We start from the raw sequence: 25,259 nt of genomic DNA, 5'->3' as shown, positions 1-25,259 counted from the left end.
GAGAGCAAACCAAAAATGGGGATGATTGGGGGATTATTTCTTAGCAGCTTGTTTCTGCCGACTCATATTATCCACACTAATGCCAATGACCCACAGAGTCACTAAACCCACACCTAACCACTGATTCAAGGCCAAACTTTCACTGATAATCCCGACTGCCAGCAAGCTGGTCAAAGCGGGACCAGATGCAGAAATCACCGAGGCAAAAGCGGCACCAATCATGGGAATGCCAAAGTTGTTCAGTGCATAACCCGTCAAAGTTGTGGCGGCTAGAATCAAAGCCCCGCCCCAAAGCGCTGGCCAATTTTGTTCAGGAACACTACTGGGAAACAACCTCATCGCCCCCGTCGCCAAAACCAGAATGACGAAAAAGTTGATCACACTATAGGGGGCAGGATGCAATTTCAGCTTTTTGGCACTCAATTGAGTCAAAATCACATAGCCCGCAAAAGTCACCCCAGACAACAAAGCAGTTCCGGCACCTAACCAAATATTACTGTCGCCTTTGGACTGAAACGCGGCGGCAGGAACCGTCAGAAAGCAGCCGATATAGATCGTAATCGTGGCTAAACCCAAAATAAAGCTTGGGCGACTGCCAAAAATCAGCCATGCCAACAAAACGGTGACGGTGGGAAAGACAAAGAAAATCGAAATCGCCACCCCAGTCGCCACGTTTCCCAAGGCAAAGTAGATAAAAAACTGGGAAAGAAACAAAGAAACGCCACTCAAAATAACGATCCACACTGACCCTCGTTTTTCGGGATTTCCCAATTGCCGAATATCCCGCAAGGTATTTGGGTGGACAAAGGAACCGACGATCAACATTCCTGGCACGACAAAGATCATCCGCATGGCCAGAATTAACAGAGAATTCCCCGCACTCGGCCCAATGATGCCCCCCATATCTCCCAAAAACAGCACCGGCTGAACACTTAAAATCACTCGCGTGACAATGTTCTGAATCGAAATAATCAACGAAGACAGCAAAATCAGCACGATCCCGGTGACAAAGTTTTTTTGTTCTTGGGTTTGTGCTGGAGTCGGGGCTGGGGCTGAGGTGGCGGCTGAGTGTGGTGCCGGACGCTCAACTACTCCCATTTGTTGGCTAGGTTCGGTTCCGTAGGGGGTTGGGCTTGCGGGGGCGGGTTGGGGTAACTGCTGCCCCGCGAAGCGATCGCCCAGCAACTTGCCCACATCAGAACTCACACTCCCGGCATCTTCTTGAAGTTGGGAAATCAGCCGTTCTACCAAAGTCTCTAAAATGACTTCTCCTTGTTGCTGGAGCGAATGCATCCGACTAAGCTGTTGGGAAATCGAGCTTTGATAGCTACTGAGTTCTTGTTGCAGAGTCTTGAATGTGGTGTTGAGGGTGTTATCGAAAGAAGCCAGTAAACGATAAGCGCTATCACTTTGATTGCTGGCTGTAGCCCCTTGAGACAAACTCGGACTCGGCCCTGCCCCGCGAATGCTAGGACGTTCTACTGGGACAGCTAATTCCTTAAAGCGTTGGCTGAGTTCATCCTGAAGATTGGACGCCAAGACTTGCGCCAGTTGCTTAGACCAAAGTTGTTGTTGAGCCAGTTGCTGGCGGCTAAATCCTTGGATTTGCCGAGTTTGTAACTGTTTTTCTTGCCGTTGTAGTTCCAGAATATCCTGCCTCAGCCGGTCTTTTTCCGCGTGAAGCCTTGTCAAATCTTGGTTCAGTTGAACCATTAACGTATGTTGGATATCTCGAATCTCCCGTGTCATGGACTCCAGAAGACGTTGTAATTCTCTGGGATCCTGGTATCCTGGGTCTTGTGGTAAATTGTCCAGTGGCCCCATTCTTGTGTCACCTCTAAATGGTTGATGTTCAATAAATTACATGATTGAATAGAGCGCCGGTTCGCTACGTCTATAAAAATAGATTGTCTATCTGTCTGTATTCCCGCCAAAGTTGCTTCGGCTTTACGATTATAAGCCACTTGAGATATTCCTAGCCTTGGAAGTTGTTAGGAATTCTGCTTCATTTTAATCTGAATCAGCCACGGTGAATGGGTGGCTGGACGGCTTTGGCTCGAAATGCTCAAGAAACGATCAGCCAGATAGTGGTCTGGCGGAAAATTTTTGTGAAAGTGATTTGTGAAAGTGACTCAAGTGACTGATGAGCAAGGGTTGACCATTGATCGACAAAAACCGTCAGACTAGGTAAAATGTCTGGTTGATTCTTGCGGCTAAAAACCCTGATTGTTTAATCTGTTGCCTTATATGAGCGATCGCCCCTATCGGCTGCTGGTTGCATCCCCGCAGTTGAGCCGCTACAGCACCACTGACAAATAATCGCTTATATACCAAATTTTAGGTTTTTTGTCAATATTAATTCTATGGCATATTTTTCTCCGGTTGTTCAGCAAATTAATCTTAAAAAAATCTAAAGTTTTATTAAGCGATCGCCCGATAATTAATCTCAATTTCCCCAATTTCATTGATATTAGACTTCACCCTCCCCTCAAAACGGCAGAATCAATCGGCTGGCCAGATGTCTATTATGAAATAGCGCTTTTTTTCAGCGATCGCTTACATAAACGTTAAATATTTATTTTTAGGTATATTCGGTATATAATAAATATTACCAAAATAAACTATTATCAGGATTTAATTAATTTCATTATTTAATTAAATTTCCAGAATATTCAAAATATTTTATCGTCTAATGAAATCATCAAAAAATAATTTTCATAGATGATTATACATATTCACAGCATATATTATATGGTCGATTGTCGCCCAAAAGTAAGCAATAGCATAAAATAATACTAAAGTGGTTAAATTTAATTAAAATTACCGATTGATATCGGCCAACTTTTGATGATATTTTTGATGATAAAAATGATAAAATTTTACTGGTCTATATCATGTAATCATTAGGAAGTCTATCATGCAACATCCAATCAAGGCAGAACCACCCATAAAAATTGCCGTGGTTGGGGATGTTCACGAACAATGGGAAGCGGCAGATAATGAGGCGATCGCGCATTTAGGAGTTGATTTAGTCTTATTCGTGGGGGATTTTGGCAATGAATCTGTCTCTGTGGTGCAACAAGTTGCCGCTTTAGAAACCCCGAAAGCAGTAATTTTAGGCAACCATGACGCCGTTTACACCGCCACTCCTTGGGGTAGAAAAAAATGTCCCTACAATCCGCAACTAGAAAATCGGCTGCAAGCACAACTAGATTTACTGGGGGCAACTCACGTGGGTTATGAAAAGTTGGATTTTGCCGATTTCCGATTATCGGTGGTCGGTGGCAGACCTTTTAGTTATGGTGGGCCGAGTTGGAAATATGCAGATTTTTATCGAGACTGGTTTGGAGTGCTGAATATGCAGGAGTCTACCGCCAGAATTGTCGCCGCCGCCCGCCTGTCCGCTTATGATACGGTAATATTTTTAAGTCATAATGGGCCGACTGGGTTGGGCGATCGCCCGGAAGATATTTGTGGCAAAGACTGGAAACCGATCGGCGGTGACTATGGCGATCCAGACTTAGAAGCGGCGATCGCTCAAACTCGTCAACTGGGGAAAACCATTCCCCTCGTCACCTTTGGACATATGCACCATAAGCTGAAGCATACCCAAGAAACCTTGCGTCAATGTGTTGAGGTCAGTCCCGAAGGCACCGTTTATTATAATGGGGCGATCGTGCCTCGCATTGTCCAGATCCGGGGGGAAAAACAGCGAAACTTTTCCCTGATCACCTTAAACCAAGGCATTGTCAGCGATATCTGCATTGTTTGGGTCAACCACCAATCTCAGATCATCTCCGAAGAAATAATTTATCGGCGAAAAATAGATGCGATCGCGCAATCGGCGTAAGTAAAATGTGGTAATTTGTGGTAATCTGTGATAATCTGTGATAATCTGTGATAACGTGATATAATCAAATACAGCTATGCAAAAAGCTGTCCTGGAGAGGTGGCAGAGTGGTCGATTGCGCTCGACTTGAAATCGAGTGTAGCGAAAGCTACCGTGGGTTCAAATCCCACCCTCTCCGTTTCCGATCAACTCTTATAGGCTAAGGCTTACAATACCCAGAAACCGGGTTTCTTTTCCAGATATCACAGTTATCTGTGGGATGCAAAGCAGCGAGTCCCGGTTTCTTCACCCCCACCCAAACCCAGAAACCGGGTTTCTGCGACAACCTCTGCAACAAAACCGAAACTTGGTTAAGAAACTCGGTTTCTTGACCCATCCGCTGCCCATCCGCTACCCCATCCTTTTTACCCGAATGCTTCGCCCTTACCTAATCAAGTATGAAAGCATAAAGCCTGACGGCATAGCGAAAGCATATCCAGGCAGTTAATTCTGGCTTTGAACAGTTAAGTTTTTCCCCGAATGCAACGCCGCCCTGACCGGCAGTTAATTCTGGGTTGGAACCCACACGGCTGCTAAGGGCGGCGTTGCATGACCGTATGAAAATTAATTTGTTCGCCGACAAATATCGGCGTTCATGCTTCGCCCCTACAAGGATTCCTACTCAGAAATGACCAAAAAAAGCAGATTATTCTAAAACAAAGAAAGTTGCCAAAAATCAGCACATTGCTCTAACTGTTCCGTAAATCTTTTTTGCCGATCCAAACATTCCAGGGCTTTCTTTATATTCTGGGCAATAACTTTAGCAAATTCCACCGGCACCGCATTACCAATTTGCCGATGAATATCCCGTTTTGTCTTCCCCATAAATACCCAATCATCGGGAAAAGTTTGTAACCGAGCATATTCGCGATCGCTAAAAGACCGAATTCGTGAAGCACTCAATCGCCAAAGCCGTTCTCCCCCTTTTGAATGCTGGCTTAAAAAAGGATCTTTAAAATATCGATTCGCCACCACATTTCCCTGCGCCCATCCCCAAATTGTCGCCGTATCGATCGCCGGAAAAGGAGCATCAAAAGAGCGAATTGGATGACCATCCGATGCAGTTCTCGACAATCTTACTGGCACAACTTCTTCAGTTATATCAAAGGGTTCTCCGGTTTCTCGATGTACTTTACTATTAAAACCCCATTCAGGATGATGATTTGGTAAATTTGTCCCTTTTCCGTGAGCCAAATCATAAAGAAAATCGCGAATAGTAGTGATTTCCCCTGGCGGTGGCAAATAATAGCCTAAAGGAGCTTTTTCTCTAAAAGCAATAAACACAAATCGCCTCCGAGTTTGGGGAACTCCATAATAGCAAACCTTAAAAATATCGTGAAAAACCTGATAACCAATCTGCTCAAATTCCTGAATAATTTGCTCATTAAACGGTAGATTTGTTTCCGGCGACTTCATCGTGCGTAGGTTCAGCACATTTTCGATTAAAACAATTCGCGGTTGGCAAAATTTCGCCACCCGAATCACTTCCTTGTAAAGCATATTTCTGCTATCATTAGCTTGACGATTACCACCCAGGGAAAATCCTTGACAGGGAACACCAGCCAGCAAAACATCAGGTTGTTTTTCTGGATAATAATCGCGGACATCCCCTAAAATAACTTGCCAGTTTGGGCGATTTTTTTGTAGGGTTTGAATGCACCAAGGATTAATATCGATCGCCTCTAATAATCTAAATCCTGCCGCTTCAAAACCCAAATCTAATCCCCCCGCCCCTGAGAAAAGGCTTAACACCGAATAATTATGTTTGCTAAAAGACATGGGAAAAGTTAAATTTAAAATTTAAAATTATTACTAACTAAGCAATTATGGATGCTTCATCGCCACCGCTGGGCTATTAATACCTCGCGGGCGATACGCGACAAAAGAATGAGTTTTCCCTGACGATGGGTTTTTTTGATATTCTGGCATAATTTGGTTAGTATTTAAATTAAATGAATAGCCGATTACTTGTTGATCTGCTTCTATACGAGTTAGATTACCAACAGATTGAAGTCTGGAATCTTGTGGATAATCTTGCGGCAAAATCAGCGTAACTTGTCTATCCACTCCAGTAAGAAGCCCGTAAGGTGTTGGAGCAATATACATTTTTCTGTCACGAATCTTTAAATCCCCGTAACTACCAAAGCCAGAAAAACTTTTGTTTTTGTGGATGTAGTCATGGTTTGAATTTAAAAAATCGCCATGACAGATAATTAAATCAATCACCGGGTATTCGTTTTCATTTGCACCGGATGGATATCTACCAAATACATAGTAAATAGTCCGTCCATTGTGGCAGCCTGAAGGAACTTGGCTGTTACAATCGTAATCAGCTTCTCTACCAGGCCATGCTAAACCCTTGACTTCATATCCCATAGGAGCTTGAACCAAGGTGAAATCAGGGTAGGAATTGCGACCGGGCTGTTCGTAGTAAACTTTGGTTTCTTTTAACCGCTGTTCAAACCAGTTTTGAAAGTGAAATTCTTTATCCTGGCGATTGAGACGACTAATTAATGATCCTTGAGCGATCGCCTGATTACATTCCAGGAATATCTCGACACAAATATCAATAGAAGTTGTTTCAGTATCAGGCATTTTATTCCTCTTGATGCTCAAAAATTTCCCGCAGTGATTAGCCGACTGAATTTTAAAATATTCCCAGCAGAAAATAGCGAGAAAACTTAAATTCTCCCGCTACTTTCTCAAATTATTTCAACAAAACCGAATTAGAAGCGGCTTTGAGAGGGCTTGTTCACAATAAAGCTAATGGACTGGCACTGCTTAATATTGTCAAAACCCATCACGCGGATATAGCAATTGGGGTATTCATTGCGGCATTCGCGAACTTCGTTCAGGACTTCTTGAGGACTGCGAGCACCAAACAGGGGCAGCTTCCACATAGTCCAGTAGTAATCTTTGGGATTAGAAGTTTCGTTAAACTCAACCGCAGGAATCAGACCTTGGTCGATCATATATTGCACTTGCTTGGCAATTTGCTGATCGCTCAAAGGGGGCAAATAAGAAAGGGTTTCGTAGCGACGCTCTTTTGGCAGAGTTCTCATAGTTTTTTCTACTCAGTCAAAAATGTTCAATTTGTGGAATCGTTAATATCTAACTCTGGATGAGAAGCATCTGCTATATCTGTGGCATAAAAGGGCGAGTAGGTAATGCGTTCCAAGAGTTGACGCCGGTGTTCCATATTATCCTGGCCGATATTCGCGCTAACCATTGGCGGCAGAAATTCCAAGACTCTCTCTGCCAGGTCTTCGCGAACTGTCATAATCCGCAGGGCTAATTCTTTGTTTTCCTGCATCAACTCTTGTAAATAGGTTTCGGCTTCCTGGAAATTGTATCCCGAGGAATATTGCCTAAACCAAATCGCTAGAGGTGGGTTCGTTTCTGTTAATTGGTCAATCACTGTGCGTACTGCCTGGTAAGTCAGGTAATTTTGCACAACTTTGGCCGTCTGTTTAACAACTTGCTTTGAATCCATGCCTGTTTTCCCTGTCCCGTCCCACCCCACTATATAGCAGGGACAAAATCAGACTGTATCCACCGCTTCAAACTCGAACTTGATTTCTTTCCAGAGTTCGCAAGCGGCAGCCAATTCAGGAGACCATTTGCAAGCTTCGCGGATAACATCATTACCTTCGCGAGCCAAGCTGCGGCCTTCGTTACGGGCTTGGATACAAGCTTCCAGAGCGACACGGTTGGCAGTTGCACCTGGTGCGTTACCCCAGGGGTGACCGAGGGTGCCACCACCGAATTGCAAGCAAGAATCATCACCGAAGATTTCCACCAGAGCAGGCATATGCCATACGTGGATACCGCCAGAAGCAACTGGCATGACTCCAGGTAAGGAAGCCCAATCTTGAGTAAAGTAGATACCGCGATCGCGATCTTCTTCGATATGGTCTTCGCGCATCAAGTCTACGAAGCCCATAGTAATGCCGCGTTCGCCTTCGAGTTTACCCACAACGGTTCCAGAGTGCAGGTGGTCGCCACCAGAGAGACGCAAGCACTTGGCCAACACGCGGAAGTGGATCCCGTGGTTCTTCTGACGGTCGATCACAGCGTGCATAGCGCGGTGAATGTGCATCAGAATTCCATTGTCACGGCACCATTTGGCCAGGGTAGTATTTGCAGTGAAACCACCCGTCAGATAGTCGTGCATCAGAATGGGCATTTCCAGTTCTTTCACGAACTCAGCCCGCTTGAGCATTTCTTCGCAAGTAGCAGCGGTGACGTTCAGGTAGTGACCTTTAACTTCCCCAGTTTCGGCTTCAGCTTTCTTAATAGCTTCAGCAACGAACAGGAAGCGATCGCGCCAACGCATGAAGGGCTGGGAGTTGATGTTTTCATCATCCTTGGTAAAGTCCAAGCCACCGCGTAAGCACTCGTAAACGGCCCGACCGTAGTTCTTACCGGACAGACCCAGTTTTGGCTTAATGGTGCAACCGAGTAAGGGACGACCGTACTTGTTCAACAAGTCACGCTCAACCACGATACCGTGCGGTGGGCCTTGGAAGGTTTTCACCAAAGCAACGGGGAAGCGAATATCTTCCAGACGCAGAGCACGCAGGGCTTTAAAGCCAAATACGTTCCCCACGATAGAGGTCAGGATGTTGGTGACAGACCCTTCTTCAAATAGATCCAGGGGATAAGCGACGAAGCAAATATATTGATTGTCTTCGTTCTTAACAGGTTCAATATGATAGCAACGGCCTTTGTAACGATCCAAGTCAGTCAGGAGGTCAGTCCAAACTGTGGTCCAGGTTCCGGTAGAAGATTCAGCGGCCACAGCGGCGCCAGCTTCTTCTGGAGGGACGCCCGGTTGAGGGGTCATCCGAAACGCGGCCAGCAAATCGGTATCTTTGGGGGTGTAGTCGGGAGTGTAATAGGTCAGGCGGTAGTCTTTTACCCCTGCTGCATATCCGGCGGATTTGGCTTGTACCATGTGGGATTTCCTCCTATATAAAGAGGTGTTTTTAGGTTTAACAATTTATACAGCGATCGCTAGATCGCCTTTTCGAGCGCCATGTTAAGAAAGATAACAATCTTTAGTAAAAGTCAGACTTCAGACTTTTTATTTAGCTCGTCGTTTTTCTTGTTTCGGATACTTTACCACGAATCGGATCATTTTTAGCAAAATTTCCAAATTTTTTTTGCCAAACTTTTGATAGTTTGTTATTTTAAATTACATTAGTTTAATTAATCACAAAATTTCTACATATTTCTTTACACAGCCGAATGTAATGACTCATTATTTACATGAATCACTCTAATTAGCTATAAATAAAAAATAGACATGAAAAAGCACTCAGTTTTTTTCCAAAGCTGAGGTAAATTAACCAATCATCGTTTTTGATCCCCCCCTTAATTTCTAGATATTTACAGGGCTTATCTTTGGTCTGTCATCCACGGAAAAGCTTTTCCGCGCAAAGGTTTGACCTTAAATCACCCTCCGCAAAAATTCACATTCACTTAGCTTGGTTTCTTGGATTGTCGGCGACAAGAGATCCTATTTATCTCTGATAATTTTTTCTCAAGGCCAACCATCTCAACCAAACAATGTTTGCCACCTCTAGGAGGTTAAATCTTGGCGGAACCAAAAAAATAATTAACGATAGATTCAGGGGAGACATTCACGGCGCGATGCTAAAGCGATCCGCCTGGAGGGAATCGCCCGAACTAGGTGCCGCATTCACGGCCTACCTTGAAGGTCATCTAGGAGTATTTACTCTCGTCAAAAGAATCACTTGGTGAAATATCCTACAACAAATTGGTACATTTTTTGGATTTTTTTACCAAGTGATTTAGCACCGTTGAGATTTCCCTAGTGCCAAGGCGAAATCATAAAACAAAATTTACAACTTACGGATTATTTTATGGTCGGCGGTTGATTGCTTTTCCCTGGGGAAAAATCGTTCCTAACATCCGACTAATATAAATTTGACCATAGATAGGAGTCCCAGGAGTTGGCACCGATCCTGGATCGGCATCGTTGGTCAACTGCGGCTGAGAGGTTTCTCCCCCAGATATCTCATAAGAATTTTCTGCCTCCTCTGTTGTCAGTGGAGACCGATCGGAATTTTCTGCTTCATCTGTCGTCAGTGGAGACCGATCGGAATTTTCTGCCTCGTCGGTCGTCAGTGGAGACTTATCATTAGTCGTCCCGGTAGGTTGAGATGATGCTGATTCTGCAACTGGGAGTGATGACTCGGTTGGTTCAACGGTTTCAACCGCTGATATTTCAGGGTTGACCTTTGATTGCTGCTGAGTCGGCGATCTGCCTGACTCAGACAAAACCTTAGCCGCAATCTGTCCGATCACTGAACCAGCGGCTAAGACTTGCATCGGCGGAATCGAAGCGTTAAAAAGTGTGCTAACAGCGCCAATACTAGCATTAGCACCAACTTTGCCTTGGCCAATCATCAAAACTCCCGGCCCCAATACTGCACCGGATTCGATTTCTATCGTGCCTTCACAGGCATTGATGATCGTGCCCATCCCCAAACAGGCTCCGGCACCAATCAGAATCCGACCTTTGGGAGAGGCTTGTAAGATGACTCCTAGACCAATTACCGCAGAAGGATCGACGGTGACATCACCAGTCTGGTAAAGCTCGGCGTTATGAACTGCTTGCAGAGGCGGTAAGTACATGAAGATGGAACCACAGCGAGAAAATCTGGAAATAAGCAGTCAGCTTTCAGCAGTCGGCTTTCAGCAGTCAGCTTTCAGGGTTGAGCTTTCAGCTAGGTACAGAGAAAGCTGTACCCTGGTGGCTGACTGCTTTGTCCGGGCTTTCGCATTCGGATATTAAATTTGAGGTTTAACCAGAGAAATTATTGCCCGAATGCGTTCATCCCCTACAGCCCCTACGATCTAGCGAACCGCTGCGGTGGGTCGTTGGATAATGGTTTCCGCCACCCGGCGCTTGGCTTTGGTATCAATCCCTAGTAATCGCACGTATTCGCCGTCATGCTCTTTGAGACAAGCTTCTAGGGCGGCAATCACATCGACTTCTCGTTGGGATTCGATGGGGGAGCAGCTTTGCCAAGAACTGATCTTAAAGCGGCGCACGTCGGTGTGTTCCGTGCCAATGCGATATCCTTGAGCCAGGAGCGATCGCACTTGTTGGATCGTTTCGGCACTCAAGCTGCTGCTACCAACCGAACCATAGCTGCTGGAACTGCTGCCATTGCTGGTATAACTACGGGCACTGGGAGCCGCTGCGGTGGCAGTAGTCGCCACTTTGACCGCTTGATTTGGCCGCTGAATCAGGGTTTCTAGCACCCGACGTTTGGCTTTGGGATCGATGCCAATCAAGCGGACATATTCCCCTTGATGCTCTGCCAGACAAGCTTGCAGTTCTGCCAGCACTTGATCGGCACGAGTTGCTTCAATCAGGGGGCAAGTCTGCCAAGAACTGGTTTTAAACCGACGTTCATCAGCGTGTTCTGTGCCGATCCGATAGCCTTGAGCCAACAGGGAAGTAATTTGCGCCGTAAGATCCTGATTTAAGGCCGCACTAACGCCACCATTGCTGGATGTTTTGGCCACTGCTGGACTTGCGGCACTACCCGTCAAGCTAGGTGCGGTTTCACCGGGTCGTTGGACAACCAATTCCAAAACTCGGCGCTTGGCTTTGGGGTCAATGCCAATCAGACGGACATACTCTCCGGCATATTCAGCCAAAGCCGCTTGTAATTCGGCAACCGCTTGTTGAGGATTCGCCGATTGAATCGGTGCGCCGGTTTTCCAGGAACTGGTCTTAAAGCGACGTTCATCGGCGTGTTCAACCCCCACCCGATACCCTTGAGCGAGGAGCGATCGCACCTGAGAACTAATATCTTGACTTAAAGCGGCACTGCCACCACTGCTGACACCTTGGCTCACACTAGGAGCGGCAGCGGCAGCGGCGGTGAATTTTTGGGGCTGATCGTTGGGTCGTTGAATCGTCAATTCCAAAACCCGACGCTTAACTTGCGGATCAATGCCAATAATCCGAACATATTCCCCAGGGTGATCGGCCACCACTGCTTCCAACTCGGCTAAAACTGCCTGAACTTGTTGTCCTTGAATCGGGGCACCACTGCGCCAGGAGCTAGTTTTAAACCGACGTTCGTCTGCGTATTCAGTACCGATCCGATACCCTTGAGCCAGCAGGGATCTAACCTGCTCTACAATTTCTTGATTCATGCTTGTACTCCCTGTCCAGGCTATTTTCGTCTCTACTTCAGAATCATTTTTCTTATCACTACCAGCTTGCTCACGAATTGGCGCAATACAAGCCTCGCTTTCTGCACAACGGTAGCCTGCCAGCAAAGCCTCATTAATTTGGACAACGTGATGGGCAAATTGTAAGTCGGCTTCTTGAACATCTGGCAGGCGATCTGCTTGTTGCTGATTGGTAATCACTGCTCCTGATGCCACATACTTACCCGGAGGAATTTCCACATCCTGAACTAAGGCGTGCATCATTACAATCGAACCGGATCCCACTCGCGCATTAAAGATAGTCGAGCGAAAACCAATAAAGCAGTTATCTCCCACATAAGCTGGCCCATGAATCAGCGCCATGTGAGTAATACAAGAATTTTTGCCAATCCAGACGGAATAGCTATTGTGATCGTCTCCAATGACTTGGCCTTTCTCTAGACCATGAATCACTACCCCATCTTGAATATTTGTGCTATCACCTATATAGAAAGGAGATCCTTCATCCGCTCTGATCGAAGTTCCCGGGGAAACTAGGACCTGGGCTCCGATCCGAACATCGCCAATTATATTGGAGAAAGAATGCACATAAGCGGATGGATCAATCTGGGGTTCGGCCAAATTTTTTGACCAAGGAGTTGGGGGAGCCGCTCTTTTGCGGACTACCATCGCTCAAATCCTCCTAATTTAACAATCATGTTGTGGTCTGAATATGGATAAAAATGGTGCAATTTTATAAGAATCCTACTTTTACCCCAAAAATCTAACGGTATTGCTCTTTTTTGCTGTACAGCAACCGATTTTCAACCGTTACTGTATCAATGATGGCCACGACTAAAGCATCCACCGGACGCTCCTCGTAACTTCTTTCCTGACGAGCCGCACTGCCACGGCTCACCAGCACCCATTCATCGAAACCTGCCCCGACTAAATCCGCTGCCACTTCATAGTTGGGCAAGGGGTTGCCTTGCTCGTCTATATATTGGAGTAGCAGCAATTTAACTCCGGTCAGGCTTTGTAATTTATGCGTGCCAACGACTGTTCCCCGAACCTTGGCAAGTTGCATTATTTAGAGATTACCGACGAATTGGTGTGTTATAGCTATCGCGGAATTGTGCTACGGCTTCTGTGTACCGAATGGGTAAAACATATTCCAAGTTTTCGTGAGGACGGGCAATAATATGAGTCGAGAGTACCTGACCCCCTTTCACCCGCTGTTTGACGGAATCAACGCCAGCTGATACGGAAGCTTGTACTTCGGAAACATCGCCGCGCACAATAACGGTGACGCGACCTGAACCAATTTTTTCATACCCTACCAGGGTTACCCTAGCGGCTTTTACCATTGAATCTGCGGCTTCCACTACTCCAGGAAAGCCTAAAGTTTCAATCATTCCAACTGCAATGGCCATAGGTTTTTATGCCTTTGTGATCTGTGTGATTTACGAATGTTGACGGATTTGCCCTGCCGGTGTGCAACCATCGATCGGTTGATCGGTCAAAATCAAGGGCAATCACCTGGGTTCGGTTGGGTTCTGTTCCCTCTCCCACCCAGCGCCAGGAATTTGTCTGCGAACAGTTAAACCGCATCATTTATTTAGGCTGGGGTTTGGCGTCATCGGTTAAAAGTTAAGCTGTGGAATGACTTTTCCATCAAGTCGAGGCAGTCGGTAAAAAAAACTGACTTTTTTCGACCAACTGATAACCAATGACAAATTTCTTTAAGGCTTCCAGGATAATGGCAGCCAGCCTGCTTTGGGCGGATTAGTAAGAACGGAATTGTTCTACTTCTTCGGTGTACCGAATCGGTAGAACATATTCTAAGTTTTCGTGGGGACGAGCAATAATGTGGGTGGAGAGGACTTCCCCGCCATTGACTCGATTGGCAGCATCAATTCCCGCAGCGACAGATGCTTGTACTTCGGACACATCTCCGCGAACGATCACGGTGACGCGACCTGAACCAATTTTTTCATAACCGACGAGTGTAACTCGAGCTGCTTTGACCATTGAGTCTGCGGCTTCCACCACTGCTGGGAACCCTCTGGTTTCAATCATTCCTACAGCAATTGACATTCTTGATTTCCTCTCTTATGCGCGAAAATAATTCTGCAACTCAATAATTTTAGGGCAAATTCGTGCCATTAATATTTTTGCAGTAGATGTTTTTTGAGGTAATTAAAAATTAAGACACGCTGATATCCGCTGCCTACCTGACAAAAACAGCTACACAAATCCCATGATTCCTCATAAAAAGCTTGAGGCATTCACTGGAGGCACAATTTTAGACGGGAAAGGCCATCATCTCACTTTAATAAAAAATTTAGCATTCCCATATCATTAGGATATGAAAGCATGGTTCCTTTGACAATATAAATCCTTATGATATTTTTAAATCTACCACTTAATAAAAGTTTATATTACAAGATGCGATCGATCTGTTAAGTTTTATTAAGATTTAACTGCGTTGGTTGATCGTTGGTTTATCAGTGGTCGGGGCGGTGTATTCCCCGATCGCGTCACCGGAAATCGAGGGAAAATTACGACCTAGGCAGGAAGGATCGCATTGCCCACAGATCTGATTTTTCCATCAATCTGGTGCGGAAATCAATGGCTATGACAGCACGGGAAGCCCCGATCTAGTGGATGAGTAGAAACCTCCGTGGTCAAGGTGGTTCCAGGAGGTTCTTTGTGGTGGAGAGAATCTCCTCTACCAAAATTGGGTGATCGGGGGGCGATCGCACCGCTTGCTCCATATCCATGCATCGATCTATCTATACCCATTGATCCATACGGGATGATTAACTTTTGGTCTTAATTCCCGATTACCAGAGGAATTGCTGCATCCTCATATTTCTAGGCAAAACCGAGCGATCATTTTTGGCGCAGTCCTTGACACAAAGCCCAAGACCCCTCAGACTTTCATTTCAGTAGGACAGATGAAACGCTTATACATATAGATCGCTTAGATCTCTCAAGCATACAGCCTAAAAAACCCTCGCTGCTGGTGAGATTGGTTTCGGCTTCTTAAGCTGTCAAAATACTCAGTCTAGTCTTTGGTGACATCCTTAGATGTTTGCATGGATTCATTTTTAGGTAAACATTGATAAATGTTAAATGTTAGCGGTTTAAAAATATGAAATAATTTAAAAAATCACCATTTTTAGGTAAATTTACCAGTCAATGTTTTTGTTAAAGGAGTGATTTCTTGAATCAGTTTATAGTGAATACCTGTTGGTTTATTCCGGTTTATGGCTTAATTGGAGCCATTTTCTCCCTGCCTTGGGCAATCGGCATTATTAGAAGAACTGGGTCACGTCCAGCGGCTTACTTTAATATCCTGATGACCTTATTGGCGTTTTTTCATGGGTCAATTGCGTTTATTCATTCATTGAATATAAGTCCGATCCACCTAGTATTGCCTTGGCTACAAGTGGCAGATTTAAACTTGTCGTTGGCGATCGAAATTTCTCCGGTCAGCTTGGGGGCGATGCAGTTAGTCACGGGTATCAGCTTACTGGCACAACTCTATGCCCTGGGCTATATGGAAAAAGACTGGGCTTTAGCCCGCTTCTTTGGTCTGATGGGCTTTTTTGAAGGAGCGCTGTCAGGAATTGCCATTAGCGATTCTTTATTGCTCAGTTATGGTCTGTTGGAGATGCTGACCCTTTCCACTTACCTGTTGGTCGGTTTTTGGTATGCCCAGCCTTTGGTGGTTACCGCAGCGAGAGATGCTTTCTTAACCAAGCGGGTCGGGGATATCATTTTATTAATGGGCTTGGTAGCACTTTCCACCTACGGAGAAGGACTGACTTTTAGTGAGTTAGAAAATTGGGCAGCTTCATCGAACTTGCCACCTTTGACAGAAACGTTGCTGGGTTTATCTTTGATTGCGGGGCCTTTGGGCAAATGTGCTCAGTTTCCCTTGCATCTGTGGCTGGATGAAGCGATGGAAGGGCCGAATCCTGCGTCGATTATGCGAAACTCGGTGGTGGTGGCTGCCGGTGCATTTGTGCTGATTAAGCTGCATCCGGTTTTTACTTTGTCTCCTGTGGCTTCCGTGGCTTTGGTGGTGATTGGGACTTTGACGGCAATTGGTTCATCTTTGATGGCCTTGGCCCAAATTGATATTAAACGGACGCTTTCTCATTCCACCAGTGCTTATTTGGGTTTGGTGTTTTTGGCGGTAGGTCTTCAGCAGATCGATGTGGCTTTGTTGTTGCTGTTTACTCATGCGATCGCCAAAGCCCTGTTATTTATGAGCACTGGTTCAATCATTCTCACCACCAATAATCAAAATATTACGGAAATGGGGGGTTTGTGGTCGCGGATGCCTGCGACAACTTCTGCGTTTGTGGTGGGTTCCGCTGGGTTGGTTTGTCTGTTGCCCTTGGGGACATTTTGGACTATGCGCCGCTGGGTGAATGGTTTTTGGGAAGTCCCGGCTTGGCTGATTGGCATTTTGCTGTTGGTCAATGCTTTGAGTGCTTTAAATTTAACCCGCGTCTTTCGTCTGGTGTTTTTGGGTGAACCGCAACCGAAAACCCGCCGCGCCCCAGAAATTCCTTGGCCAATGGCGGTGCCGATGGTGTCTTTAATCATCCTTAATTTCTTGGTGCCGCTGATCTTAGACCAATGGCAATTTTTGCTTTCTTGGACTGGCCCTTGGGCGACGAATGCACGACTGCTGAATCAACTAGCTTTACCTCTTTTGATCCTCAGTGGGGCGATCGGTTGTTTGATCGGTTTTATGATTTCGTTGGGACGGGCTTGGGCTAGACCAATGCAAAAGTCTTTGAGATTTGTCCAAGACTTTTTTGCTTATGACTTTTATATTGAGAAATTCTACCGGCTGACGGTGGTGGCCGCCGTGGATCTGTTGTCTAAGATGACTTCCTGGTTCGATCGCTATGTGGTGGATGGGTTGGTTAACTTTGCAGCCCTGGCGACGGTGTTTGGTGGTCAAAGTCTCAAGTACAGCGTTTCTGGTCAGTCTCAGGGTTATATCTTGACGATTATGATCGGCGTTGGTTTGTTGCTGGTGTTTTCCTGGATCGTGGGTAACTAGCAAGCCAATTGGTTAATCCTGTAGTCTTGTTGTTTAATGGAGCGAGAAATTAAGAATGCTCAGTGCTTTTGTCTGGTTGCCGTTAGTGGGCGTGATTGTCCTGAGTTTGTTGCCAAAAACTATTCACCAGAGTGCTTATCGTTTAGTGGCTTTGATTGTGGCGATCGCGCTACTGGTTTGGACGGCACTGTTAGGGTTACAGTTTGACCCCCAGCAATCGGGGATGCAGTTTTCTGAATATTTACCGTGGATTAAACCCATTGGGCTGAACTATCACTTAGGAGTGGACGGACTGTCCTGGCCGATGCTCTGTTTAAACAGTTTTTTGACGGTGCTGGCAATTTGGGCCAGCGAACGCCAAATCGAAAGACCCCGCTTGTATTATGCCTTGTTATTGCTGCTGAATATTGGCGTGTCTGGCGCATTTCTTGCCCAAGATATGCTGTTATTTTTTCTGTTCTATGAACTAGAACTGATCCCGTTATATTTTCTAATTGCCATTTGGGGCGGTCAGCGTCGGGCTTATGCGGCGATGAAGTTTCTGATCTATACGGCAATTTCGGGGATTTTGCTCCTGGCGACATTTTTAGGCGTCGTTTGGCTAAGTGGGGCGAACACTTTTGATTATCAGCCCCTCCGCACCAGCGCTTTACCCTTAGAATCCCAAATTTTACTCCTGGCCGGATTATTAATTGCCTTTGGGATTAAGATTCCCTTTTTCCCCTTGCATACTTGGTTGCCCGATGCTCACGTGGAAGCTTCAACCCCGGTTTCTATGCTCTTGGCTGGGGTGTTGTTAAAACTGGGTACTTATGGGATGTTACGGTTTGGGGTCGGTTTGTTTCCCGAAGCTTGGACATTTCTCGCCCCTTGGTTGGCAACTTGGGCAGCGGTGAGCGCCTTATATGGGACATCTTGTGCGATCGCCCAACAAGATATGAAAAAAGTGGTGGCTTATTCCTCCATTGCTCACATGGCCTTTATCCTCTTAGCCTTTGCCGCAGCCACTCCCCTGAGTTTGGTCGCCGCGATCGCCCAAATGGTTAGCCACGGTCTCATTTCCGCCTTTCTATTTTTCCTAGTAGGAGTCGTTTACAAAAAAACCGGCACCAGAGATGTCAATGCCTTGCAAGGACTACTCAACCCGGAACGCGGCTTACCCTTAATTGGTAGCTTAATGGTTTTAGGGGTGATGGCTAGTGCCGGAATTCCCGGTATGGTGGGATTTATTGCCGAATTTATGATCTTTCGCGGCAGTTTTCCCGTATTTCCGGTGCAGACATTATTCTGTATGGTGGCAACGGGTTTAACAGCGGTCTATTTCTTGTTAATGATTAACCGAGTCTTTTTTGGTCGTCTGTCGCCAATTGTCACCAACTTACCCAGAGTCCAATGGCGCGATCGCCTTCCCGCTTTAGTGTTAATGGTGTTGATTTTTGCCTTTGGGTTGCAACCAAATTGGTTAGTCCGCTGGAGTGAAGCGGGGATTAACTCTTTAATCATCACTCAACCGTCAGTGGTCAGCCCGATCGCCGTCCGTAGCGGTGGGTAGTAGGGGCTGTAGGGGCTGTAGGGGCTGTAGGGGCTGTAGGGGCTGTAGGGGCTGTAGGGGCTGTAGGGGCGACGAGCGCATTCGCCCCTACAATAATCAGGAATTAATCACCGAATGCTTTGCCCTTACATGGCAAAATTGTACATATAATCAGGAATTAATCACCGAATGCTTTGCCCTTACATAGCAAAATTGTACATATAATCAGGAATTAATCACCGAATGCTTTGCCCTTACCGGGCAATAATTTCTCTTGTTAACCCTCAAATTTAATATCCGAATGCGAAAGCCCTTTTTTAGGGGGGATTGCCCTCTACTTTCTCGATTTGACCATATTGCCTGCTCAAATAAAATAGCGGAATAAATTGCTATGCCCACCTTAAATCTCAAACCTTCTCAACATCTTTTAGCTGAATATATTCACCGCTTAGAATCGGGAGAAGCTTTACTTAAAGATTCTCCCCAAAATGTCACTGAAGTAGTCGGGATTCTGAAAAGTTATGGCATTGTCTTAGATGCTTACTCCCGGAATCTGATCTACAATGCTGACCACCAATTTTTAGTGTTATTCCCCTTTTTCAAATATTTTAATGGGGAAGTTTCTTTGCATAATTTACTCCGTCACTGGTGGCACGATCGCATTAATTTTGAATATGCAGAATATTGTATGAAATGTATGCTTTGGCATGGAGGCGGCGGTCTAGATACTTACGTTGACTCCCCAGAATTTCGCCAAAGGGTAGAAGCCTTGATTCAAGAGAAATTAAAAAGCAATCCCCTGATGCTGACCATTCACCGTCTATTTCCCGAATTTTTGCCGGAACAAATGCGCCAAATGGCTTACTACAGTGCCTTGGGGCAATTTTGGCGGGTGATGAGTGATATGTTTATTGATTTATCTGAATTGTACGATCGCGGCAAAATTAAATCCATTCCCCAAGTGGTAGACCATATCCTCAATGGTTTAGTCGCGGCTGCCAATCAACCGATTACCTACAAAGTTACTGTAGGCGATCGCGTTTATGAAATTATCCCGGAATCGGCGGGTTTAACCTTCCTCATGGATACAGCGGTTCCTTATGTTGAGGCCGTATTCTTCCGGGGAACGCCGTTTTTGGGGACAGTTTCATTCAATGCCCAAGCCTATCAAATTCCCTTCGATCAAAGTATGTTCATGTATGGGGCTTTGTATGCCGATCCATTGCCCATTGGCGGAGCCGGAATTCCCCCGACCTTGTTAATGCAAGATATGCGTCATTTTTTACCGGATTATCTCCATGAAATATACCAAAAAAGTCAACGGGGAGAAGATGATTTACGGGTGCTAATTTGCCAAACATTTCAAAAATCCATGTTTTGTGTCACCACAGCAGCCATTCGCGGTCTAGCCCCTTATCCGTTGGATACCTCTGACCCAGAACAACGAAAAGCCAACCGGATTTATTTAGAAAAGTGGATGGATCGCTTTATCCCCTCTCGGATCCTAGATGCGAATACTTAATCTAGGGTGTAGGGTGTAGGGTGTAGGGTGTAGGGGCAGGGGTGCAGGGGTGCAGGGAAGAGGGAATAATTGATAATTGACAATTGATAATTGATCATGGTCTTTAATTGTCAATTGTCAATTGTTAATTGTTAATTATTCCCCACCCCCCACACTCCCCACACTCCCCACACTCCCCTCCGCCCCTCCGCCCCTCCGCTCCTCTGCCCGGAAGCAGAACTTGGGAATAAAAAAATTTATCCTGGCTTCATAAGCAAAAATAATTAATAAATAGGTTATAATATACTAGACTCTATATATAATAACCAGGAGAAAAAACATTGAACCAGGCAACACTGCATCAGCTTAGGGTTTTTGAAGCAGCGGCTCGTCATCGGAGTTTTACCAGAGCAGCGGAAGAATTGTTTCTGACTCAACCTTCCGTGTCCATGCAAGTCAAACAATTAGCAAAAGTGGTGGGAATGCCATTGTTTGAGCAAGTTGGCAAACGTCTCTACTTAACTGAAGCCGGTGAACAACTGTTGTTAACTTGTCGAGATATTTTTGAAAGATTGGCGCAGTTTGAAATGACTGTTGCGAATCTCCAAGGACTCAAAGAAGGAAAATTAAGATTAACCGTGGTGACAACGGCTAAGTATATTATTCCTCGTTTATTGGGAGTTTTCTGTCATCGCTACCCGGGAATTGATGTCTCCCTTCAAGTTACCAACCATGAAGTATTGGAAGAACGATTAAGTCAGAATTTAGATGATTTATATATTCTGAGTAAATTGCCAGAAAATTTTGAGGTGACTTCTTACAAATTCCTCGACAATCCTTTAGTGGTTTTGGCGGCATCAAATCATCCTTTAGCCAATGAAAAGAATATTCCGATTGAACGGTTGAAGAATGAGCCATTTATTATGCGTGAACCAGGTTCTGGAACCCGGAAAGCGGTGAAAAAAATCTTTGAAGAACACGGTGTTTCGGTAAAAGTTCGGATGGAGTTGGGCAGCAATGAAGCGATTAAACAAGCGATCGCCGGTGGGTTAGGGATTTCTGTAGTCTCTCGTCATGTTTTAGCCTTAGAAGGGTCTACTCGAAAATTAAAAATATTGGATGTACAGGACTTTCCCATTGAACGTTCTTGGTATGTGATTTATCCCAAAAATAAACAGATTTCTGTGGTGGCTGAAGAATTTTTAAAATATTTAATTGAGGAAGGAAAACAGGTGGTTGAAGAAACGGCAGATTATAATTTTCAAGATTAAAGATTAAACCAAAATGGTTGGGATTGATTCCCGGAACATCTTACTCCCTAAAAACTTATGTTTGATAGGACATACCCAGATTATTGGGTATCATAACCGAGATTAAGCCGAAGTGTTTGACACCTCGGCTTAATTTATAACATTTAAACTGAATTATTAAAAAGAATTAACAAACACAGAAAAATATCGCCGGTTTTCTTGCCAAGTTCTTTTGGGGGGAATAATTTTCGGTGTTAAGATTAATTCCCCCAATTCCATCAATGTCTTGAGTCTTGAGTATATTATGGCATGGCGATCGCTCTGCTGATTTCTGATTAATGATGATCGAGCCACTAATAACCGCGATCGCAGGGATCATTTTCCCGCCTTTTACAGCCCTTGAAGCCCACAGACCCAGAAACCGGGTTTCTTAATTAACTCTTTGCTTTCCGGCAAAAATTGTCGCAGAAACCCGGTTTCTTAAGGGGCGATCGCTAGGTTAAAAATCTTAGATGTTCACCCTCAATTTGCAGCAAATTCTCTACAGTGCCCTGTAACTTTAATTGACTATCTTCTAGATAAATAATCTCATCTGCTCTGACATTAACAGTCGGACGATGACTAATCATGATTGTGGTTTTTCCGCGACGATACTCTAATAATTCATTTAATAAATTTTCTTCACTAATGGGGTCTAACCCTGATGTGGATTCGTCTAAAATTAAGACTGGTGGATCGTTGACAATGGCTCTGGCGATCGCTAATCTTTGCCGTTGACCACCGGATAAATTAGCGCCAAATTCCCCTAATACGGTAAAATATTTGTCCGGGAGGCGATCGATAAATCCATCCGCTTGGGCAAATTGACAAGCTTTGACGATTTCCTCAAAAGTTACATGAGGTGAACCCACTCGGAAATTCTCAATAATACTTCGACTCCAAAACTGCGCTTCTTGGGGAACTAAAATGATTTGTTTTCTGATACATTCTAAACTTAAATTTTGTAAGTTATACGCTCCGACTCTAATTGTGCCTCCCTGCAATTGATATAATCCAGCTAGTAGCTTGACTAAGGTACTTTTTCCACAACCAGATTCCCCAATAATCGCCGTGACTTTTCCTCCTTTAATGGTTACGGTAAAATCTTGAAATAAATCTAATCTGCCCGCATGATGATATAAGAGATTTTCACAGCACACTGGATCATTATCTTGGAATGTCACCCATTCTTTCTGAAAATCTTTATCGGTTTCTGCCGGATAGTCAATCACTGAGAATATCCGTTCAGTCACAACTTTCACTCTAACAATTTCACTAATTAAGCCGACTACTATTTTAATAAAGACAGTAAAATTAACACTCATACTGTTAAAGGCTAAGAGTTGTCCGATCGTCAATTCCTTATGAATGACCAAGGTACTGCCAAACCAGAGTAACACGATGCCACCAATGCCAGAAATAATTTCCGAGAAATTAAAATTGGTGACTCCAATTTGTCCGAGTTTCAATTCTAAATTGGCTAATCGGCCAAACCGACTTTGTAAGTCTTCCCAGAATTGAGGTTCGGCGGTGGTTGTTTTTAAGGTGACGGCCCCTTTGAAACTTTCGATTAAAACGCTATGAGTCTCCCCTTCTAAGATCATAACATCTCTAATTTTTTTTATTAATGACCTCAAAAATACCAAAGATGAGGTAGCACTGCATAAAGTGATTAAGCCAATGACTAAGGTTAATTTAGGACTATAAAATAACATCAGACTTAAAGAAATAATCGCCGTAAAAGATTGAGTTAAGACTCGGACTAAAGATTGAGAAATAAAGAAATTAATTTCTTGAATATCCTTTAAACGGCTGACTACCTCCCCACTGCGATGAGTTTCATAATACTGTAAAGGAAATTTTAATATTTTGCGGCCAAATTCTTTGATTAAGCCTAATTGTATCCGGTTGGAAACCTGCATACTTAAGTTTGATTGGATGACTTGTAAGCCACTACTTATTAAGTTCATTATAATAATGGCGATTCCTAATCCTCTCAGGATGTTTTCTTCGCCTCTAATTAAGACATCATCGGTTAATATTTGAATCATAAAGGGTGAGGTTAAGGCTAACAAACCGAGAACAATATTAATCAGTAAAACTTCTAGTAGAATAAAGGTATAAGGAGCAATGCGCTGAAATAATCTCCCAATTCCTTCGATTTTATCGTTCGGTTGTTGAGCAAAGCGGACTGGATCGGGCTGTAATAACAGGGTAATAAATCCTGACCAATTGTCGGCTAATTCTTGCCGAGTTAGATAGCGTAAACCGACACCAGGATCCGCGATGATATATTTTTTACCTTTTTGTCCATATAAAACGACATAATGATTACCTTGCCAGTAAATGATGGCAGGTAAAGGCGCATTTTTCATTTGATCTAATATTTGGGCTTGGGCTCTGGTGGAACGAGCATCAAATCCCAAACTTTCTGCCCCTCTTCTTAAACCCGTTAAAGTTGTGCCGAGTTGTCCGGTTCCCACGGCTTCTCTAATGCGATTAATGGTAAATTGTTTCCCATAATATTTAACAATTGTGGCTAAACAAGCTGCTCCGCAATCTTCTTCACTATATTGAAGGACAATTGGATATTTTTTCATAAATTAGTCAGACATAAGTTTAACTTCCGAAATTATAATATCTCGGAAGTTATTATTGCAATTATTGCCATTAGTTAATTATACCATAGAGGGGTGTTCAAACTGAATTAACAAAAGTTACAGCCCTCAGTTCTTCTTGAAAAATCCGGCGTAATGTATCTTCATCTAAGGGGAGTTTGGCTTGATCAAGATATTGTCGTAACGCTTGATTCATCATCGTTTGATAACCTTTCCCTTCAGCGTCTCCTTTTTGTCTAAAGGCTTCGAGAATATCATTATCAATATAGATGGTAATGCGAGTTTTACCTTCTTGTGGGATGATTGCACCCCGTTTAGACCGATCAAAATTATATTCCGGTTTCATATTCATGTCTCTCCTTAGCAGTAGCAGGACGGGCAGAAATTAAGCGAATGCTATCACCTCGATAGGTATAGACTACCACTAGCAACCGCCGAAGGTGATCCATCCCCATAATAATAAATCGCTGTTCACCTTGTGCTGATTGATCTTCAAAAGAAATAAGGATCGAACAACACAGCCTCAGCATCAGAAAAACTGACTCCGTGTTTTTGTAAATTGCTTTTAGCTTTTTTAGGATTCCATTCAACTTGCATACATATATTATATGTATTCGGGAGAATTATGTCAATTATGCCTAAATTTATTTAGGGTTTGCTGATGGACACTCCTCACGCCACTTATGCCACTTATGCTGAATGTGGGGATTCTTGGTTCACCGACCCTTCCTATTGGTGTTATTGTAGCATCAAAAGCGAAAGTTAAGGCGCACAACGCATCGCCAATCTGCTTACGCTGAGATTGAGGTCTTCCCGCGCCATGTTTCCGATAAATGACCCAGACATAAATTAAACTTCCGAAACTATAATATCTCGGAAGTTATTATTGCAATTATTGCCATTAGTTAATTATACTATAGAGGGGTGTTCAAAGTTCTGCCGCCCGGAAACGTCCACCCCGGACAAACACTTCTTCTTCAGCGGTCATATTGGTGAATAAAGAATTATTGCGAATGTCTTGGCTGGGTTTTTGGGTGTTGTTGGTAGCGGTGTTCTTAGCTTTCATATTTTTGTCCTCTGTGTTCATTAATTAAGTGGGTTTAAATAATAGTTCTGCCGCACCACCCCGGACAAACACTTCTT

General features: G+C 44.3%; 21 protein-coding genes, 1 tRNA gene and 1 pseudogene. 6 read left to right on the top strand and 17 right to left on the bottom strand.

Annotated features, from left to right (window positions below; genetic code table 11):
* Positions 1–33 precede the first annotated feature (33 nt).
* Both AM228_RS08535 and AM228_RS32170 read right to left on the bottom strand, forming a co-directional pair.
* The gene (locus AM228_RS08535; protein ID WP_054465702.1) at positions 34–1,824 is read right to left on the bottom strand and encodes a DMT family transporter; all 1,791 of its coding nucleotides are present in this window, start codon (positions 1,822–1,824) and stop codon (positions 34–36) included.
* A 354-nt stretch (positions 1,825–2,178) separates the two neighbouring features.
* On the bottom strand, positions 2,179–2,334 hold the full coding sequence (locus AM228_RS32170) for a hypothetical protein (protein ID WP_156331638.1): 156 nt from the start codon (positions 2,332–2,334) through the stop codon (positions 2,179–2,181).
* A 583-nt stretch (positions 2,335–2,917) separates the two neighbouring features.
* On the opposite strand from AM228_RS32170, the gene AM228_RS08530 reads away from it, so the two are divergent.
* Both AM228_RS08530 and AM228_RS08525 read left to right on the top strand, forming a co-directional pair.
* On the top strand, positions 2,918–3,850 hold the full coding sequence (locus AM228_RS08530; protein WP_054465701.1) for a TIGR04168 family protein: 933 nt from the start codon (positions 2,918–2,920) through the stop codon (positions 3,848–3,850).
* Positions 3,851–3,943: 93 nt separating this feature from the next.
* Positions 3,944–4,028: transfer RNA gene (locus AM228_RS08525), tRNA-Ser, on the top strand.
* A gap of 21 nt (positions 4,029–4,049) precedes the next feature.
* Here the strand turns inward: AM228_RS08525 and AM228_RS32165 are convergent.
* The 11 genes from AM228_RS32165 to AM228_RS08470 form a co-directional block, all read right to left on the bottom strand.
* Positions 4,050–4,226 carry a hypothetical protein gene (locus AM228_RS32165; RefSeq protein ID WP_156331637.1) on the bottom strand — a complete coding sequence of 59 codons (177 nt, stop codon included), beginning with the start codon at positions 4,224–4,226 and terminating at the stop codon, positions 4,050–4,052.
* 314 nt (positions 4,227–4,540) lie between these two features.
* Entirely contained in the window at positions 4,541–5,668 is a 1,128-nt protein-coding gene (locus AM228_RS08520) for a DNA cytosine methyltransferase (RefSeq protein ID WP_054465700.1), read from the bottom strand.
* Positions 5,669–5,713: 45 nt separating this feature from the next.
* Positions 5,714–6,484 carry a hypothetical protein gene (locus tag AM228_RS08515; protein ID WP_054465699.1) on the bottom strand — a complete coding sequence of 257 codons (771 nt, stop codon included), beginning with the start codon at positions 6,482–6,484 and terminating at the stop codon, positions 5,714–5,716.
* 131 nt (positions 6,485–6,615) lie between these two features.
* Positions 6,616–6,951, bottom strand: a complete 336-nt coding sequence (locus tag AM228_RS08510; RefSeq protein ID WP_054465698.1) for a ribulose bisphosphate carboxylase small subunit — start codon at positions 6,949–6,951, stop codon at positions 6,616–6,618.
* A gap of 26 nt (positions 6,952–6,977) precedes the next feature.
* Complete coding sequence (locus tag AM228_RS08505) at positions 6,978–7,382, bottom strand: chaperonin family protein RbcX (protein ID WP_054465697.1); 405 nt, start codon at positions 7,380–7,382, stop codon at positions 6,978–6,980.
* A gap of 48 nt (positions 7,383–7,430) precedes the next feature.
* A complete protein-coding gene (locus AM228_RS08500) occupies positions 7,431–8,846 on the bottom strand; it encodes a form I ribulose bisphosphate carboxylase large subunit (RefSeq protein ID WP_054465696.1) in 1,416 nt (471 codons plus the stop codon).
* A gap of 929 nt (positions 8,847–9,775) precedes the next feature.
* Positions 9,776–10,552, bottom strand: coding sequence for a hypothetical protein (locus AM228_RS08490; protein WP_054465694.1), 777 nt, complete (start codon positions 10,550–10,552; stop codon positions 9,776–9,778).
* 222 nt (positions 10,553–10,774) lie between these two features.
* On the bottom strand, positions 10,775–12,778 hold the full coding sequence (locus tag AM228_RS08485) for a ribulose bisphosphate carboxylase small subunit (protein WP_054465693.1): 2,004 nt from the start codon (positions 12,776–12,778) through the stop codon (positions 10,775–10,777).
* Between the two features lie 94 nt (positions 12,779–12,872).
* Positions 12,873–13,175: a EutN/CcmL family microcompartment protein gene (locus tag AM228_RS08480; RefSeq protein WP_054465692.1), complete on the bottom strand. Its 303-nt coding sequence runs from the start codon at positions 13,173–13,175 to the stop codon at positions 12,873–12,875.
* 10 nt (positions 13,176–13,185) lie between these two features.
* Positions 13,186–13,521 carry a carbon dioxide-concentrating mechanism protein CcmK gene (locus AM228_RS08475; RefSeq protein ID WP_054465691.1) on the bottom strand — a complete coding sequence of 112 codons (336 nt, stop codon included), beginning with the start codon at positions 13,519–13,521 and terminating at the stop codon, positions 13,186–13,188.
* A 352-nt stretch (positions 13,522–13,873) separates the two neighbouring features.
* Positions 13,874–14,185, bottom strand: coding sequence for a carbon dioxide-concentrating mechanism protein CcmK (locus AM228_RS08470; protein WP_054465690.1), 312 nt, complete (start codon positions 14,183–14,185; stop codon positions 13,874–13,876).
* A 1,132-nt stretch (positions 14,186–15,317) separates the two neighbouring features.
* On the opposite strand from AM228_RS08470, the gene AM228_RS08465 reads away from it, so the two are divergent.
* From AM228_RS08465 to AM228_RS08450, 4 genes are all read left to right on the top strand, one after another.
* Positions 15,318–17,177, top strand: a complete 1,860-nt coding sequence (locus AM228_RS08465) for an NAD(P)H-quinone oxidoreductase subunit F (protein WP_054465689.1) — start codon at positions 15,318–15,320, stop codon at positions 17,175–17,177.
* A 55-nt stretch (positions 17,178–17,232) separates the two neighbouring features.
* Positions 17,233–18,729 (top strand): NADH-quinone oxidoreductase subunit M, encoded by a 1,497-nt coding sequence (locus AM228_RS08460; RefSeq protein WP_054465688.1) that lies wholly within the window; start codon positions 17,233–17,235, stop codon positions 18,727–18,729.
* Positions 18,730–19,099: 370 nt separating this feature from the next.
* On the top strand, positions 19,100–20,230 hold the full coding sequence (locus AM228_RS08455; protein ID WP_054465687.1) for a CO2 hydration protein: 1,131 nt from the start codon (positions 19,100–19,102) through the stop codon (positions 20,228–20,230).
* 320 nt (positions 20,231–20,550) lie between these two features.
* The gene (locus AM228_RS08450) at positions 20,551–21,480 is read left to right on the top strand and encodes a LysR family transcriptional regulator (protein WP_054465686.1); all 930 of its coding nucleotides are present in this window, start codon (positions 20,551–20,553) and stop codon (positions 21,478–21,480) included.
* A 473-nt stretch (positions 21,481–21,953) separates the two neighbouring features.
* Here the strand turns inward: AM228_RS08450 and AM228_RS08445 are convergent, their stop codons facing one another.
* The 4 genes and pseudogenes from AM228_RS08445 to AM228_RS32160 form a co-directional block, all read right to left on the bottom strand.
* Positions 21,954–24,098, bottom strand: a complete 2,145-nt coding sequence (locus AM228_RS08445; RefSeq protein ID WP_054465685.1) for a peptidase domain-containing ABC transporter — start codon at positions 24,096–24,098, stop codon at positions 21,954–21,956.
* Positions 24,099–24,195: 97 nt separating this feature from the next.
* Positions 24,196–24,462, bottom strand: coding sequence for a BrnA antitoxin family protein (locus tag AM228_RS08440; protein WP_054465684.1), 267 nt, complete (start codon positions 24,460–24,462; stop codon positions 24,196–24,198).
* Positions 24,446–24,713: pseudogene (locus AM228_RS29415) on the bottom strand (BrnT family toxin). Before AM228_RS29415 ends, AM228_RS08440 begins: the two are co-directional and overlap by 17 nt.
* A 331-nt stretch (positions 24,714–25,044) precedes the next feature.
* Positions 25,045–25,182: a hypothetical protein gene (locus tag AM228_RS32160; protein ID WP_156331636.1), complete on the bottom strand. Its 138-nt coding sequence runs from the start codon at positions 25,180–25,182 to the stop codon at positions 25,045–25,047.
* Between the last annotated feature and the right edge of the window lie 77 nt (positions 25,183–25,259).

Origin of the sequence: Planktothricoides sp. SR001 (genome assembly GCF_001276715.1) — a bacterium.
GTDB classification, from domain to species: domain Bacteria; phylum Cyanobacteriota; class Cyanobacteriia; order Cyanobacteriales; family Laspinemataceae; genus Planktothricoides; species Planktothricoides raciborskii.
The sequence above is the reverse complement of the archived record's forward strand: the minus strand, read 5'-3'. Positions and strand labels throughout refer to the sequence as shown.

Coding starts and splice junctions, on each gene's coding strand:
- AM228_RS08470 (WP_054465690.1), bottom strand. CDS start 14,185: ATGTCAATTGCTGTAGGAATGATTGAAACCAGAGGGTTCCCAGCAGTG.
- AM228_RS08440 (WP_054465684.1), bottom strand. CDS start 24,462: ATGAAACCGGAATATAATTTTGATCGGTCTAAACGGGGTGCAATCATC.
- AM228_RS08500 (WP_054465696.1), bottom strand. CDS start 8,846: ATGGTACAAGCCAAATCCGCCGGATATGCAGCAGGGGTAAAAGACTAC.
- AM228_RS08485 (WP_054465693.1), bottom strand. CDS start 12,778: ATGGTAGTCCGCAAAAGAGCGGCTCCCCCAACTCCTTGGTCAAAAAAT.
- AM228_RS32165 (WP_156331637.1), bottom strand. CDS start 4,226: ATGGGTCAAGAAACCGAGTTTCTTAACCAAGTTTCGGTTTTGTTGCAG.
- AM228_RS08505 (WP_054465697.1), bottom strand. CDS start 7,382: ATGGATTCAAAGCAAGTTGTTAAACAGACGGCCAAAGTTGTGCAAAAT.
- AM228_RS08530 (WP_054465701.1), top strand. CDS start 2,918: ATGCAACATCCAATCAAGGCAGAACCACCCATAAAAATTGCCGTGGTT.
- AM228_RS08510 (WP_054465698.1), bottom strand. CDS start 6,951: ATGAGAACTCTGCCAAAAGAGCGTCGCTACGAAACCCTTTCTTATTTG.
- AM228_RS08535 (WP_054465702.1), bottom strand. CDS start 1,824: ATGGGGCCACTGGACAATTTACCACAAGACCCAGGATACCAGGATCCC.
- AM228_RS08445 (WP_054465685.1), bottom strand. CDS start 24,098: ATGAAAAAATATCCAATTGTCCTTCAATATAGTGAAGAAGATTGCGGA.
- AM228_RS32160 (WP_156331636.1), bottom strand. CDS start 25,182: ATGAAAGCTAAGAACACCGCTACCAACAACACCCAAAAACCCAGCCAA.
- AM228_RS08475 (WP_054465691.1), bottom strand. CDS start 13,521: ATGGCCATTGCAGTTGGAATGATTGAAACTTTAGGCTTTCCTGGAGTA.
- AM228_RS08515 (WP_054465699.1), bottom strand. CDS start 6,484: ATGCCTGATACTGAAACAACTTCTATTGATATTTGTGTCGAGATATTC.
- AM228_RS08455 (WP_054465687.1), top strand. CDS start 19,100: ATGCCCACCTTAAATCTCAAACCTTCTCAACATCTTTTAGCTGAATAT.
- AM228_RS08480 (WP_054465692.1), bottom strand. CDS start 13,175: ATGCAACTTGCCAAGGTTCGGGGAACAGTCGTTGGCACGCATAAATTA.
- AM228_RS08520 (WP_054465700.1), bottom strand. CDS start 5,668: ATGTCTTTTAGCAAACATAATTATTCGGTGTTAAGCCTTTTCTCAGGG.
- AM228_RS08460 (WP_054465688.1), top strand. CDS start 17,233: ATGCTCAGTGCTTTTGTCTGGTTGCCGTTAGTGGGCGTGATTGTCCTG.
- AM228_RS08490 (WP_054465694.1), bottom strand. CDS start 10,552: ATGTACTTACCGCCTCTGCAAGCAGTTCATAACGCCGAGCTTTACCAG.